General features: G+C 59.7%; 16 protein-coding genes. 9 read left to right on the top strand and 7 right to left on the bottom strand.

Going from position 1 to position 14,390, the window contains the following annotated elements:
• From DMX06_RS18270 to DMX06_RS18245, 7 genes are all read left to right on the top strand, one after another.
• Complete coding sequence (locus DMX06_RS18270; RefSeq protein ID WP_110738742.1) at window positions 1-1,020, top strand: ABC transporter permease; 1,020 nt, start codon at window positions 1-3, stop codon at window positions 1,018-1,020.
• A gap of 1 nt (window position 1,021) precedes the next feature.
• Window positions 1,022-2,638 carry an ABC transporter ATP-binding protein gene (locus tag DMX06_RS18265; RefSeq protein WP_110738741.1) on the top strand — a complete coding sequence of 539 codons (1,617 nt, stop codon included), beginning with the start codon at window positions 1,022-1,024 and terminating at the stop codon, window positions 2,636-2,638.
• 94 nt (window positions 2,639-2,732) lie between these two features.
• Window positions 2,733-3,896: a hypothetical protein gene (locus DMX06_RS26155; protein ID WP_146232215.1), complete on the top strand. Its 1,164-nt coding sequence runs from the start codon at window positions 2,733-2,735 to the stop codon at window positions 3,894-3,896.
• Between the two features lie 542 nt (window positions 3,897-4,438).
• Window positions 4,439-4,684 carry a hypothetical protein gene (locus DMX06_RS18260; RefSeq protein ID WP_011534689.1) on the top strand — a complete coding sequence of 82 codons (246 nt, stop codon included), beginning with the start codon at window positions 4,439-4,441 and terminating at the stop codon, window positions 4,682-4,684.
• Between the two features lie 78 nt (window positions 4,685-4,762).
• Window positions 4,763-5,032, top strand: a complete 270-nt coding sequence (locus DMX06_RS18255) for a DUF3077 domain-containing protein (protein ID WP_011534690.1) — start codon at window positions 4,763-4,765, stop codon at window positions 5,030-5,032.
• 176 nt (window positions 5,033-5,208) lie between these two features.
• Window positions 5,209-5,682: a GNAT family N-acetyltransferase gene (locus DMX06_RS18250; RefSeq protein ID WP_110738740.1), complete on the top strand. Its 474-nt coding sequence runs from the start codon at window positions 5,209-5,211 to the stop codon at window positions 5,680-5,682.
• A gap of 74 nt (window positions 5,683-5,756) precedes the next feature.
• Window positions 5,757-6,104: a DUF3757 domain-containing protein gene (locus DMX06_RS18245; RefSeq protein WP_110738739.1), complete on the top strand. Its 348-nt coding sequence runs from the start codon at window positions 5,757-5,759 to the stop codon at window positions 6,102-6,104.
• A gap of 175 nt (window positions 6,105-6,279) precedes the next feature.
• Here the strand turns inward: DMX06_RS18245 and DMX06_RS18240 are convergent, their stop codons facing one another.
• Window positions 6,280-7,596, bottom strand: a complete 1,317-nt coding sequence (locus DMX06_RS18240; protein ID WP_110738738.1) for an APC family permease — start codon at window positions 7,594-7,596, stop codon at window positions 6,280-6,282.
• Window positions 7,597-7,980: 384 nt separating this feature from the next.
• Window positions 7,981-8,793 carry a LuxR C-terminal-related transcriptional regulator gene (locus DMX06_RS18235; RefSeq protein ID WP_110738737.1) on the bottom strand — a complete coding sequence of 271 codons (813 nt, stop codon included), beginning with the start codon at window positions 8,791-8,793 and terminating at the stop codon, window positions 7,981-7,983.
• Between the two features lie 123 nt (window positions 8,794-8,916).
• Here DMX06_RS18235 and DMX06_RS18230 point away from each other — a divergent pair, with 123 nt between their 5' ends.
• Window positions 8,917-9,732 carry a carbon-nitrogen hydrolase family protein gene (locus DMX06_RS18230; protein ID WP_110738736.1) on the top strand — a complete coding sequence of 272 codons (816 nt, stop codon included), beginning with the start codon at window positions 8,917-8,919 and terminating at the stop codon, window positions 9,730-9,732.
• Between the two features lie 63 nt (window positions 9,733-9,795).
• Here DMX06_RS18230 and DMX06_RS18225 read toward each other — a convergent pair whose 3' ends face one another.
• Together DMX06_RS18225 and DMX06_RS18220 are read right to left on the bottom strand one after the other, a co-directional pair.
• Window positions 9,796-10,668 (bottom strand): contractile injection system protein, VgrG/Pvc8 family, encoded by an 873-nt coding sequence (locus DMX06_RS18225; protein WP_110738735.1) that lies wholly within the window; start codon window positions 10,666-10,668, stop codon window positions 9,796-9,798.
• A gap of 165 nt (window positions 10,669-10,833) precedes the next feature.
• Window positions 10,834-11,937: a polyamine ABC transporter substrate-binding protein gene (locus tag DMX06_RS18220; RefSeq protein WP_110738734.1), complete on the bottom strand. Its 1,104-nt coding sequence runs from the start codon at window positions 11,935-11,937 to the stop codon at window positions 10,834-10,836.
• A gap of 138 nt (window positions 11,938-12,075) precedes the next feature.
• Between DMX06_RS18220 and DMX06_RS18215 the strand changes: the two genes are divergently transcribed.
• Window positions 12,076-12,867, top strand: coding sequence for a helix-turn-helix transcriptional regulator (locus DMX06_RS18215; RefSeq protein WP_110738733.1), 792 nt, complete (start codon window positions 12,076-12,078; stop codon window positions 12,865-12,867).
• 2 nt (window positions 12,868-12,869) lie between these two features.
• Here DMX06_RS18215 and DMX06_RS18210 read toward each other — a convergent pair whose 3' ends face one another.
• The 3 genes from DMX06_RS18210 to DMX06_RS18200 form a co-directional block, all read right to left on the bottom strand.
• On the bottom strand, window positions 12,870-13,325 hold the full coding sequence (locus DMX06_RS18210; RefSeq protein WP_110738732.1) for a hypothetical protein: 456 nt from the start codon (window positions 13,323-13,325) through the stop codon (window positions 12,870-12,872).
• Between the two features lie 101 nt (window positions 13,326-13,426).
• Window positions 13,427-13,855, bottom strand: coding sequence for an MAPEG family protein (locus tag DMX06_RS18205; protein WP_110738731.1), 429 nt, complete (start codon window positions 13,853-13,855; stop codon window positions 13,427-13,429).
• Complete coding sequence (locus DMX06_RS18200; RefSeq protein ID WP_110738730.1) at window positions 13,852-14,166, bottom strand: DUF2834 domain-containing protein; 315 nt, start codon at window positions 14,164-14,166, stop codon at window positions 13,852-13,854. The genes DMX06_RS18205 and DMX06_RS18200 overlap by 4 nt, the downstream gene beginning before the upstream one ends.
• Between the last annotated feature and the right edge of the window lie 224 nt (window positions 14,167-14,390).

The following is a 14,390-nucleotide window of genomic DNA, read 5'->3' as shown; positions in this document are numbered from 1 at the left end:
ATGGCCCTGTCCCCCCTCAATCGCCGGCGCTTCGAGCGCTTCAAGGCCAACCGCCGCGGCTGGTGGTCGCTGTGGATCTTCCTGGTGCTGTTCGTGCTGAGCCTGGGCGCCGAGTTCATCGCCAACGACAAGCCGATTGCCGTGCGCTACGACGGCGAGTGGTACTTCCCCGCCTTCAAGCGCTACCCGGAGACGACCTTTGGCGGCGAGTTCCCGCTGGAGGCCAACTACAAGAGCCCGTACATCCGCGAGCTGATGGAGAAGAAGGACGCCTTCGTGCTGTGGGCGCCGATCCCCTACAGCTACCAGAGCATCAACTACGACCTGAAAGTACCGGCCCCAGCACCGCCCTCCACCGACAACCTGCTGGGCACCGACGACCAGGGCCGCGACGTGCTGGCCCGGGTGATCTATGGTTTTCGCATCTCGGTGCTGTTCGCCCTCACGCTGACCATCGCCAGCTCCATCGTCGGCGTGATCGCCGGCGCCTTGCAGGGCTTCTACGGCGGCTGGGTGGACCTGGCCGGCCAGCGCTTTCTGGAGATCTGGTCCGGCCTGCCGGTGCTGTACCTGCTGATCATCCTCGCCAGCTTCGTGCAGCCCAACTTCTGGTGGCTGCTGGGCATCATGCTGCTGTTCTCGTGGATGAGCCTGGTGGACGTGGTGCGCGCCGAGTTCCTGCGCGGGCGCAACCTCGAATACGTACGCGCCGCCCGCGCCTTGGGCATGCGCAATGGCCCGATCATGTACCGCCACATCCTGCCCAACGCCATGATCTCGACCATGACCTTCATGCCGTTCATCCTCACCGGCGCCATCGGCACCCTCACCGCCCTGGACTTCTTAGGCTTCGGCCTGCCCGCAGGTTCCCCGTCACTGGGCGAGCTGGTGGCCCAGGGCAAGTCCAACCTGCAAGCCCCGTGGCTGGGCATCAGCGCCTTCGCCGTGCTGGCGGTGATGCTGAGCCTGCTGGTATTCATCGGCGAATCCGCCCGCGACGCCTTCGACCCGAGGAAATGACATGAGCCAAGACACCCTGATCGAAGTCCGCGACCTGGCGGTGGAGTTCGTCACTGGCGAGCAGGTCAACCGCGTGGTCGACGGCATCAGCTTCGACATCCGCAAGGGCGAGACCCTGGCCCTGGTGGGCGAAAGCGGCTCGGGCAAGTCGGTGACCGCCCACTCGATCCTGCGCCTGCTGCCCTACCCGCTGGCCCGGCATCCCTCCGGCACCATCCATTACGAAGGCAAAGACCTGCTGCACCTGGGCGAGAAGCCCATGCAGCGGATTCGCGGCAACCGTATTGCGATGATCTTCCAGGAGCCGATGACCTCGCTGAACCCGCTGCACAGCATCGAGAAGCAGATCAACGAGATCCTGTTGCTGCACAAGGGGCTGACCGGCAAGGCCGCCACTGCGCGCACACTGGAGCTGCTGGAACTGGTCGGCATTCCCGAACCGCACAAGCGCCTGAAAGCCCTGCCCCATGAGCTGTCCGGTGGCCAGCGCCAGCGGGTGATGATCGCCATGGCCCTGGCCAACGAGCCCGAACTGTTGATTGCCGACGAGCCCACCACGGCGCTCGACGTGACCGTGCAGTTGAAGATTCTCGACCTGCTCAAGGAGCTGCAGGCGCGCCTCGGCATGGCCCTGCTGCTGATCAGCCACGACCTCAACCTGGTGCGCCGCATCGCCCACCGCGTGTGCGTGATGCAGTGCGGCAAGATCGTCGAGCAGGCCGATTGCGCCACGCTGTTCAGCAAGCCGCAGCATCCGTATACGCAGATGCTGATCAATGCCGAACCCAGCGGCGCACCCGCTGCGAATGCCGAAGGGGCGCCGTTGCTGGAGGTCAAGGATCTGAAGGTGTGGTTCCCGATCAAGAAGGGGCTGCTGCGCCGGACCGTGGACCATGTCAAGGCCGTGGATGGGGTGAACTTCAGCCTGCCACAGGGGCAGACGCTGGGGATCGTTGGCGAGAGCGGGTCGGGCAAGTCCACCTTGGGACTAGCCATCCTGCGGTTGATTTCCAGCCAGGGTGGTATTCGCTTCCATGGGCAGAATCTTGAAGGGCTGAACCAGAAGGCCGTGCGACCGCTACGGCGGGAGATGCAGGTGGTGTTTCAGGATCCCTTTGGCAGCCTGAGCCCGCGCATGTGCGTGGCGGATATCGTTGGCGAAGGGTTACGGATTCACAAGATCGGTACACCGGATGAGCAGGAAGCGGCGATTATTGCGGCGTTGGAGGAAGTGGGGCTGGATCCGAGGACGCGGCATCGGTATCCCCATGAGTTTTCTGGGGGGCAGCGGCAGCGGATTGCGATTGCTCGGGCGTTGGTGTTGAAGCCTGCTTTGATTTTGCTGGATGAGCCGACTTCGGCGCTGGATCGGACGGTGCAGCGGCAGGTGGTTGAGCTTTTGCGGAATTTGCAGGTTAAGTACAACCTGACTTATCTGTTTATCAGTCATGACCTGGCGGTGGTGAAGGCGTTGAGTCATCAGTTGATGGTGATCAAGCATGGGCAGGTGGTGGAACAGGGGGATGCGGGGGCCATTTTCCAGGAACCGCAGCATGGGTATACGAGGCAATTGTTGGAGGCGGCGTTTTTAGGCACAGAGCGAAGTAAGGAATTTTAATAAAATTGATGCGCACAAATCTCCCGCACACAAACCCAACCAAAAATCAGCCACATTAAAAACATACCTAGAAACACCTTACAAGGATAACAAGGTGAGAAACCCTACCTTTGATACAGATGATGATTTTAGATTTAACGCCTGCGTAGGTAACAATGGATGGGTAGACCACTCAACATATTCCGACGGCTTTGACGAAGCTGTAGCAGTATTATGCAACACCGTCTTTAACGGCGGAACAGCAGACACCCTAATTTATCCAATAGTATTTTGCGCTCGCCACAGAATTGAACTATTTATAAAATCACAACTGAAAGAAATCGGAAATATCAAATCAGGAATATCCATACCCGAAGAAAAAATCATTAAAACGCACGACCTCAAAATACTTTGGAAACTTCTTGAAGCAATGACCAGACAGTGCGACAGTCGATACAACGAACACATCGACAAATGCACATCGATAGTTATGGATTTCTTTTCAATGGATCCAACCGGGGAAACTTTCCGCTACCCTTACTCCCAGGAAGGAACAAAACACCTAACTGATCAATCCATCATCGGTCTGCGTCGCTTTACTGAAGCATACTCGGAATTAACCGAAAACCTTGAAAATATCGAAACACTTTCAGGATTACTTAGCAGCGAGTACGCAACTGGCACTTACACCAAATCACTTTCTAGAGCCAATCTTGAAGAAATAGCAAAAATCCTGCCACCCCGCAATCAATGGGGAGACCCATCAGGTACATTTGACTCTATTAAGGCAAGTACAAAGAGCCGATACAACATTGGTTCTCTTGAGTACTCCGAAGCGTTGAAGTTAATTCAAAAACATAGGGAGTTTTCCAGCTACCTTGGAATAGACAACACCATTCAACACTGCCCAACCGAAAAACTTAATACTATTTTTGCCACTCGCACAAAAATCAACATACTCTCAGGCAGCGCACAGAATCTATTTAAACCAGAAAACCTTGAACTCAGAGATCAATACATTGGACTCATTGAAAACAACCTTACCCAGGAAGAGCTTGCAACCTTATTAGCCTTGCACGAACTCGGCACTTCTCAGGCCTATTACTCAGAAAGCTATGACTTTCTTTACAAACGAAGCCTTGAAGACATCCAATACAGCAAACGGGAGAGCACGTCCTATATATCATCCAAGGGGTTAATTGAGGAAAGAGTTATTATTGCGCTAACCAAAATGAACCAGCACCGCCTTCTTGAAGAGCTAGAGAATACAAAAAAATAGTCAACCCTATAAAACATTGCTACGCAAACGCAACCAAAATAACTGGAACACACATCAAAAAAATTAAATCACAATTTATTAGCAGCCCTAGGCACAAGCAGAATTACCGATACTCGACATCACCATATTGAAGGGAGGTTAGAAACTAAAATTCTCGACCAATATTCTGCACCTGCCCACCTCTTTTCACCTTACCTGGCCAGCGACGGGCAACCTTTCGTGCGAGTCCGAAATCTAGGCATCAAATCAGATTTAGCCTATTCCTTGTAGTCCATTTCCCAAATACACTCCTGCCGTCTTTTTTCCGTTGCGGTCGCCCTGGTGGGGCTCTAGTCTCGGTCTATCGTTGCACATCAACGATACAGCTTTGACAGGCTGTGACGGCAAATTGCACGCAGCTCAACCTTTATGGCAGCTGTACGTGCGGGCACGCTTGCGTGCGCCGGAACTTTGCAATTTCCGCCGGTCTGTCAACCCACGTACAGCTGCCACCCTACTGTTTGACAGCAGGCAGGTGGTCGCACCACCAAAGGGAAATTGTTATGTTAAAGATCGTCCCCGATCCACCCCACAACCACCACTCCCTCGAAGACACCATCATCCAGGCCACGGAGTACGCCCTGTGCGCGCAGACCGTGGCGCATCAGGCTGTTCTGCTGCATCCCAAGTCGCCCGTGTCGATTCTGGTCATGGCCGCGATGCATGAAATGGAGGCGCTGCGGGTGCTGCTCGAATCGGCGTTGATTCAGGTGCAGATGCCGCAGGTGGAGCCTCGGACGTTGCACTAGGGCTTTAGTCATTTGTTGGCTGGGCTGACGCAATCGCGGGGCAAGCCCAGGCACCGATCATTTCAGGGAGATTGAGCAATGAGCACAGACGACACCACGCCCCACACCACGGTGGGCAAGACCAAGTTCTACCAGGGTGAAAAGCATACCGACCCGCTGTTCTGCATCGAACCCGGCATCCCTTGCCAGCACGCACGCGAACAGGCTTCGGAGTTGATGGGCTGCGTGTGCGACCTGACCATCACCGGGATCATGGAGGAGAAACCTCAGCTGATCTGGGCATCGTATTACCTGAGCGCGCTGGCCAAGGCGCTGATGGATGATGCGGAGTTGGGGATGAAGCACTGACGCCACAGGCAAACGCGGGCCCTGTGGGAGCGGCCTTGTGTCGCGAAAGGGCTGCGTAGCAGCCCCGGCAATCTTCGCAACACATCAGAAACCGGGGGCCGCTTTGCGGCCCTTTCGCGACGCAAGGCCGCTCCCACAAGGGTTATGTGGTAGAGCCATCAATTCGGGAAATGTCCATGGAATGTCATGTCCGCCGCGCTCAGCGCGAAGACGCAGAAGCCATCAGCCGCATCGTGATCGCGGCGCTGCGCGAATCCAACTCGCAGGATTACCCGGCAGAGGTGATCGCCCAGGTAGAGCAAAGCTTTTCACCTGCGGCGGTCAGTGCATTGCTCGAGAGCCGAGTGGTTTTCGTGGCGGTCAACCAGAATAATCTGCTGGGGACAGCAAGCCTCGATGGCGAGGTTGTCAGGACAGTGTTTGTCGCGCCCACCCACCATGGGACAGGGATTGGCAGACTGCTGATGGAGGCCATCCATGCCGCGGCGATCAGGGCGGGTATCACTGCACTGCGCGTTCCTTCGTCCATCACCGCCCAAGGGTTCTACGCACGATTGGGGTATCAGAAACTTCGTGATGAATTCCATGGTGAGGAGCGCACCATCCTCATGGAGAAGTCCAATCTACCCCTCCAGGCTGCGCCGACCTGACATTTTTGCCAGTGGTGGGCTGTAAAGGCCTTGTACATGATGAACGTCCCAACTCTGCTGAAGGAATAGCTGTCATGCGTATGATCTGTACTACCCTGCTGGCCCTGCTGATGGTAGGTAACGCAGCTGCCGCAACTTGCCCGAGCGTTTCAAGCATCTCCCAGAAAGAAGATGGACAAGGTTACGCCTATAGCGCCGCAGGCGGCTGGGAGGGTGATAACCCAGTGGCCAATGAAGAAGACCTGAGCACCTTCGCATTTGTCGGCGCGAAAGTTACCGGGAGTTCGGTGATTTGTCGTTATGAGGGAGAAAATGAAGGTGGGACCAGCCTGACCTTGGCCGCTACCAAGCAAACTGCTGGCGATGGCTGGAAAAATGGTGAATGCACTGCATCCGAGGTGGGTGCCTGCGCATTCAAGTAGAGAGCGATCTATCACTTCCAGTGGCCTTGCCCTGCAACGTCGAAGACATACCCGTTGCAGGGCACGGCTGGTTGTGGGGCGGGGCCTCACACCAGGTTGACTGGCGCAGGCATTTGCAGGTGATCGCGGAACAAGCCCACTCCCACGAGAGATCTGACGTGGGCGCCCTGCGCTTTCAGGTCTCGACCTCCATCAACCCCGGTGTTGGCTTGCTGAACCCCGCCGTCAGCCACATCAGGTACAACCCGCCACACACCAGCCAAGCCCCCCCCGCCAGTATCACCACCGTGCTCAACAGCGACAGCAGATACAGGTTCACCCCAATCGCCAGCAGCGGAAACACCACGAACCCCACCCCACTCAACCGCTGCCTGCGCCGCTCGCGCAGGTAGTACGCAATCACGCACACATTCACCGCCGCAAACGCCAGGAACGCGCCGAAGTTGATCAGCGAAGCGGCCGAGCTCACATCCGCGCCGATCCCGATCAACCCCAGCCCAGCGATCAACAGCAGGTTGAACACCGGCGTGCGCGCCCTGCCCTGCAGCTTGGCGAAATAACGCGGCGGCAGCACGCCTTCGCGGCCCATGAAGTACAGCAAGCGGCTGGCACTGACCTGCACCGCCAGGCACGAGGCGAAGCCGGCGACGATGCCGCCGAGGTTGACGAAGTCGGCAAAGAACTGCCCACCCACCTCGATCGACAGCGCATAGGTCGCGGTCTCTGGGTCGGCGAACTGGCCACCGGGGTGGCTCAGTTGCATCAGGTAAGCCACCGCCGTGAACAGCAGCCCGCCCACGCTGATCACCAGCAGCACCGCCCGGGGGATGTCGCGCTTGGGCTGCTCGGCCTCCTCGGCCAGGGTGGTCACGGCGTCGAAACCGAGGAACGAATAGGCGGCGATGGCGGCGGCGGCGGTGAGGCCGGTCAAGGTGCTGTGCTCGTTCCATACGGGGTGGGTGAAGCCGACCTGGGGCTGGCCGGCCACATAGCGCAGGCAGTAGCCAATGAACAACAGCACCAGGGCCACGCTCAGGACCGTGAGCACTTTGTTCAGGCGGTCGGTCAGGGTCATGCCGCTGACGGTCACCGCCGTGGTCAGGCCGATGTTGATCAGCAGCCAGCCCCAGGTGGGCACCTGCGGGAACTGGGCGTTGAGGAACACCGACTGCAGCAGCCAGGCGACCATGGGCATGAACAGGTAGGCCAGCAGCACCGCCCAGCCGACCACGAAGCCGCAACCAGGGCCAAGCAGGCGCTTGGCGTAGTAGTAGGCCGAGCCGGACACCGGGAACAGGCGCGACAGCTTGGCGTAGCTCAGGGCCGACAGCAGCATGGCGCCGGTGGCCAGCAGGAAGGCGCTGGGGGCGATGCCGTCGCTGCGCTCGGAGATCACGCCGAAGATCACCATGGCCAGGCTCGGGCACATGTAGGCCAGGCCGAAGACCGTCAGCGAGGTCAGGGAGAGTTTTGCGGGGGTGGCGTCAGGCATGGGTGGCCTCCTGGCGCGCAGGGGCGATGCCACGGGCCGGGCCGTGAGCGAAATGAGCCATGGGTCATCCTCTTGTGATTGTTCTAGGAAATTGCCAAGCCGGTCTGCAGCACACTAAGCAGATGCAGCAGGTGCAGGTACAGCTACAGGTGCAGGGAATACAGCGTGGGAGCGGGCTTGCCCCGCGATGCAGGCAATGTAGTGGATGGCACCGGTTTGCCGGTGATCGCGGGGCAAGCCCGCTCCTACGCTACGACCACGAGGCCCGCTCTCACGCGGCTTCCAGGTGGTCACGCGCAAGAAAGCTGCCAGCCCAGTATGCGGATCCCCGTGCGGATTCCTATAACGTCGAAGGATTAACCTGGGGGTAATGGCGCGGGGGAATCACGGCGCCGGTTGCAGGCTGGCGAGGTCTTCGCCGGCCAGGAACAGCAGCGAAAAAAGCTCGCTCTGGGAGTTCACGTCCAGCTTGCGGTACACGTTGCGCCGATGGACCTTCACCGTCTCGGCCGACAGCTTGAGCTTGATGGCCGTCTCCTTGTTCGAATGCCCCGCCAAGATCAGCCGCACCACGTCCAGCTCCCGCGCCGTGAGCACCGACTCCAGCTGCCGCCTTGCCTCGTCGCGCCCCTGGGCCAGGCCCAGCGCGGGCTTGGCCGGTGCGCGCTCGGGCAGTTGCTCGAAGTGCAGGCGCTGACGCAGCAGGCCGATCAGCCAGGGGCGTACCAACTCCAGCTGGGCGATGGCCTGGGCGTCAAAACGTGAGCGCCCGCCCAGCGACAGGCACAGCGTGCGCCCATCGCCCAGGGCCAGGTTGAACTGCACCTCGTCGGCGACCACGTTGTGGGTGAAGTACAGGCGGTAGTAATCGGTCTGCTGGAACTGCTCCGGGGCCACGTCGGCCAGGCGCACCAGGCCGGTCAGCGGCCGCTCGCGGCTGCTGATGTAGAACGGGTCGAGCAGGTACAGGCCGTTGGCGTACACGCTCACCAGCGGGTCGATGCCCTCGCGCTCGTAAGGGCTCTGGTCGAAGATCAGCGGCTTGTCGTGGCTGAACAGCAGCGCTACCCAGGTATCCACCTCGACGAAGTCGCCGAGCAGCGTCGCCAGTGTGCGCCAGAAGCTCGGCCGGTCGAGGTGCTCGATGCATTGGCCCACCCCCTGGTGCCACGAAAGATCCTGCAGGCTCAAGCTCATGCCCTACCCCCGGGTTAACCCGTCGAAGTGATTGTTTTGCCAGTGATTGTTTTCATACTTGCACCACCCTTCGCAAATGTCACTCGCCCGCGGAAGGGTCGGGCCCAGCGAGACGGATTGCCCATGAAGATCGAAGTGGTACAGACGACAACCCGCGACAGCGACACCGCCCACAACCTGCGCGGCATCCTCGAGGCGCTGGCCCAGTGCGCGCCAGACACCGATATCCTGCTGTTCCCTGAGTCGCACCTGACCGGTTTTCTCACCGCGGACGACGTCGGCATGCTGTCCGAAGCCGTCGACGGCGATGCCGTGCAGGCGGTGGTCGCGGCGGCGCGCCAGCGCAATGTCGCGGTGGTGCTGGGGCTGTACGAGAACGACGGCGGCACGTTCTACAACACCACCCTGTTCATCGCCCCTGAGGGTATTCTGCTCACCTACCGCAAGACCCACCTGTGGCTGCCCGAGCACGGCATCGTGGTACCGGGCGACCGTTTCGCCACCGTCGAATGGCGTGGCGTGCGCCTGGGCCTGTTGATCTGCTACGACAGCGAATTTCCCGAGACGGCGCGGGCACTGAAGGCCTTGGGCGCGCAGTTGATGCTGATCACCGATGGCCTGGCCGAACCGGAGGATCATGTGCACCGGGTGTCGGTGATGGCACGGGCAATGGAGAACCAGGTGTTCGCCGTGGTCGCCAACCGCGTGGGCGACGGGCCGGATGGCTGCGTGTTCGTGGGGGCTAGCCTGGCAGTGGACCCGTATGGCCGCACGCTGTTCGAGGCCGGGCGCGGCGAGTCACGGCATGGCGTGACCCTGGACCTGTCGCTGATCGGCAAGGCCCGCGCCTTCCATGACTACAGCGCCAACCAGCGCATCCAGTTTCCGGGTGAGCGGATCGAGCATGCCAGTGGCGTATGGGAGCTGGTTATCGATTAAAGGCAAACACGACAGGGCAGGACGCAGAGGATTTCGGAAAAAGCTGCCGTAGCCTGAATGAGGCTATCGGCAGCACAGGCACCCACTGACCCGCGGCTGATCGGGATCGTTTCCGAGAAACGAGACCATCACCTCCATCCCCGTTCGCGGAGGCGTGACAGCACAACACCATTCGGATGCCACCGACAGCCAACAACAGCTCTTGTCGTCAAACCTGTCCTCAGGATCCCATGGGAATTTGACCTGAATCCGGGCGAGGCGCCGATCACACCGGCTCTCGTCATCCTCCACGGCGATGACCACGGCAGTCTGGTTCCCCGGCACCCGGGGCTTGGCATGAACCAGAGGCGGGCGATAAAGCACGCCCCACGGCAACACCGCCTGGCCATCAGCAAACACCAGCACATGGCCTTGGGCACTGTGCTGGAAGTGAAAGCGGATGCCCTCCTCCTCACACAGGCGCTGGACGAAGTGCAGATCCGTTTCGCCATACTGGGTGCAGTAGTCGCGCTCGGGGTAGCTCGCACTCAGCTCGAAGCGATAGGCGTCTCCCACGATCCCATGCTCTTCCAATATCAAGGCCACGATCCTGGGCACCGAGAACTGTTGAAAGATCCGCTGGTTGATGCGATGGCGCAGGTAGGACAGATGCGGCACCAGGGTCAACCTGTAACGCGCCGAACACGGGGCCTGCCCCATCGGCGCGATGTGGTAGATCCGCCCATGGATGCCATTGCCGTTCCTGTCGAAGCTGAAGAACGCCTCAAGGTCGAGATAGCGTTCAAGGTCCAGGACAGGCCACTCGCTGGCCAGTTCCACATTGAAGAAGTAAGGCCTGTTGGCCACCGCTTCCCCGGTGTAGCCAAGCACCTGGAAATCGTGCTCCATACCTTCGATGGTCAAACTCAAGTGTGTCTTATGGGCTGGGCTGAACATCCGCTGTTCTCCTCCGGCATAAGATGGGATGAAGCACGTGAAACCAGCGCCCCGATTTGCCGGGCGCCGTGAGACGATGTTTCACAAATCGCTTGAATCAGTAGGCCGCAAACGTGCTGCCCGATACCGCTCGGCACCGGGCAGCTGACGACACGTCAATTCAGGTCAAACGCCACTCTTCACCTTGGTCCAGACCCGCGTACGGATCCGCTCCAGCTTCAACGGCAGTGGCTCGAGCGGAATCAACGTGGCGACCGTCTTCTTGTCGGGGTAGATCCACGGGTTGTCCCGCAGCGCCTGTTCGACGAACTGGGTGGCGTCCTTGTTGGCGTTGGGGTACAGGGTGTGGTTCGAGGTCTTGGCGATCACTTCCGGGCGCATCATGTAGTTGATGAACGCCATGCCGGCCTTGGGATGAGGCGCATCCTTGAGCAGTACCAGGTTTTCCGACCACACCAGCGCGCCTTCGCGCGGCAGGCTGTAGTTGATCCTGCGCCCGGTGTTGTTCTTCTCGTTGAGGGCCTGCGCGGCCAGGGCGCCGTTGGCCCAGCCGACCACCGCACAGATGTTGCCATCGGCCATGTCGGTGTCGATGCGCGACGAGTCGAAATACAGCACGTAGGGGCGGATCTTCATCAGCAGGTCTTGCGCCTTCTGGTAATCCGCAGGGTTGGTGCTGTTGCTTGGCAGGCCCAGGTAGTTCAGGGCAATCGAGATGATCTCGCTGGGTGAGTCGAGCATCGCCACGCCACAGGATTTGAGCTTGCTGATGTTCTCTTCCTTGAAGATCAGGTCCCAGCTGTCCACCGGCGCCTGGTCGCCCAGGGCCGCCTTGACCTTGTCGACATCGTAGCCGATGCCGGTGGTGCCCCACAGGTAGGGCACCGCGTAGCGGTTGCCGGGGTCGTTGACCGCCAGTTGGGCAAGGATATCGGGGTCGATGTGCGAGAGATTGCCCAGTTGCGCACGGTCCAGCGGTTGCAGCACGCCCGCCGCGATCAGGCTGGGCAGCACGTTGGAGGTTGCCACCACCACATCGTAGCCGGTGCGCCCGGCCATGACCTTGCTCTGCATGATGTCGGCGCTGTCGAACGCGTCCATGTGCACGCGGGTGCCGGTTTCCTGCTCGAACGCCTTCGGTGTCTCCGGCGCAAGCAGCCCGAACCAGTTGTACAGGTGCATCCCGGGCTCGGCGGCCAGCACCGATGTGCTGATCCCTGCGCAAAGCAGCGAGGCCGAAAAAAGGGTTCGCAAACGTGACCTTGTCATGCAACATCCTTATCGAATCGATGTATCTTCACGGCCATCCTAGGCCCAGTGAGCGACTATACCGGGCAGGACCGGATAGTAAATACCTCGGAATACTTACCTCTGACCCGCGAATACCTAACCCAAAAGGGGTAGATAATGCCGTTCGACCTGCAAAGCCTGGCCTGGCACCGATCGATCGGCAAGCTGATCATGCAGCTGGACCGTCCGGCGTTCTGGAGCTCGCTGGTTCGGGTGTTGAACGAGTACGTGCAGATCGACAACTGGGTGGTGTTGATCTTCGCCAACCAGCAAGTGGAAGTGGTGAGCCTGCCCGAGGTGGCGGATGCCGAAGAGGTCAACGCGTTCATCCATCGTTATGTGAAGGGGCTTTACCTGCTGGACCCGTTCTATATCGCCAACCGGGAAAACCCGCAAAGCGGCTTCTTCCACCTGCTGGATATCGCGCCGGAATACTTTCTCGAAACCGAGTACTACCACCAGTATTTCGCACACTACATCTCGGCCGATGAAGCGCAGTACAACGTTCAGCTCGACGCTGACCGCACGCTGTGCATTTCCATTGGCAGCAAGGCGCGCTTCAGCCAGGAGCAGATCACCATCCTCGACCTCATCAAGCCCTGGGTGACGGCCTTGATGCACCAGCGCATGGCCTTCGAGGTGGACGTCGAGAAGGACCTTGCCGAGACCCCGCCCTGGCAGGAAACACTGACCCAGCTGGGCGCGCAGATCACCACCCGTGAAAGCGATGTGCTCAGGCTGCTGCTGAGCGGCTTCTCCAACAAAGAGATTGCCGGGAAACTTTCACTCTCGGCGGAAACGGTGAAAGTGCACCGCCGGAACATTTACGCCAAGTTGAACATCAAGTCGCAGTCGGAATTGTTTGCTCGATTCTTTGTGCAGAAGCCTGATGCGTTCTGTACCCGTTGAAGTCAGGCTTTTTGACTGACGCTGATCCCTGTCCATCGGGTGCTTTGCAGCAACAACTGGGCAAACACTGCACTGCCCAACAAAGGCCATCCCAGAAACACCTTGAACCACGGCGACCCTGGAAACCAGCACATAATCGCCAGGTTCGCCACGGTTCCACAGCCCAGGCCCGCCCAGGCCGAGCCGGTCCATTCCGGCGCCCGGGTGCTGCGCAGGAAGTGCCGGTACAGCTTTAGCCCTGTGTTCACGCCGACAAGGCCTACGATCAACACAATGACCAAGCCAATGCGATTCAGTTGATAGTCCCAAGGGTCATCGAACCCGTTATAGATCATCCCCGGGAGCAGGAAAACGGCGAATGTGGTGCAGTATCCCGTTACCAAAAACACGGGAAACACCACGACCAACCCCAATAGCCGAATGGCCAGTTTCCTGAGTACGGAAGGGGTATCGCTCATATCGACTGTCCTTGTCATTCGAGAACCAACGGCCCGCAGCCTCATGGCTGGGCGGCGCACGCTACCATAGCCGGCCTTCGGGCACGAGCGCTTGCTGAACCCTACGCCAAACACAGCCTGTTGATGACCAGCGCCGCCAGCCCGATCAGGCACAGCACACCGACCCCATAACTCACCGTCCGCCACGGCTGGATAGCCGCCAGGTAAGTCACCGTATGCGACACCCTCGCCACGGTGAATACCCCGCTCAGCCAAGCCGTCATGACAACGGGCGCCTCCAGCTCGACCGCCAGGCCGCCCAGCGCGAGGAACATCGGGATGTTCTCCAGATCGTTGCGCCAGGCCTGCATGGCCCGCGTGACCTGCGGCAGTTCCGCAGGGCAAGCCGAACGCTTGAACACCGCCGCATCCTCGCTGTTGGTGAAGGCCAGGAAGCGCAGGCGGAAGTAACCCTGGTAGCAGGAAATCGCCAGCATCTTGAAGAACAGCACCACCACGCAGCTGGCATAGACCGCCAGGGCGGCGCTCATGCCCCGCGCTTCTGCGCAAAGCCCTTGACCACGATGTACAGCAGCGGCCCCAGGGAAACAAACACCGCCGTCAGCAACAGATAGGGCAAGACCCCGAGCAACGAGCCGCCTCGCTGGCGCTGGTCGCTGACCATCCACGCACAGCCCAGCCCGGCCATCACATACAGGTCGATAACGACTTGAGCTGTATCCGGCCGGGACATCAGGTCTAGGCCAAAGGCGACAAGTGATTGGTCCGCAATCATCAGGGTCCAACCGGTGTACAGGGTAAACAGCAGCAACACTGGCAGCGCGATCCATTCAGCTTTCATTGTCCGACTCCTTGGCAGGGACCTGTAGGAGCTGGCTTGCCCCGCGATGCAGGCGCCGCGGGGCCTGGCACCCGCTACGCGGGTGATCGCGGGGCAAGCCCGCTCCCACGCAGCCCCAGTAAAATCTAAGATTTGTGCTTTGTTCGATGACCGCGATCTTGCTTTCACGGTAGTGATAGAGTCGTCCCCACCTCAATGACCTCACAGGTCATGGACGCTTCAGC

The sequence above is a fragment of the Pseudomonas mosselii genome (assembly GCF_003205295.1).
GTDB lineage: Bacteria > Pseudomonadota > Gammaproteobacteria > Pseudomonadales > Pseudomonadaceae > Aquipseudomonas > Aquipseudomonas mosselii_B.
The sequence above is the reverse complement of the archived record's forward strand: the minus strand, read 5'-3'. Positions and strand labels throughout refer to the sequence as shown.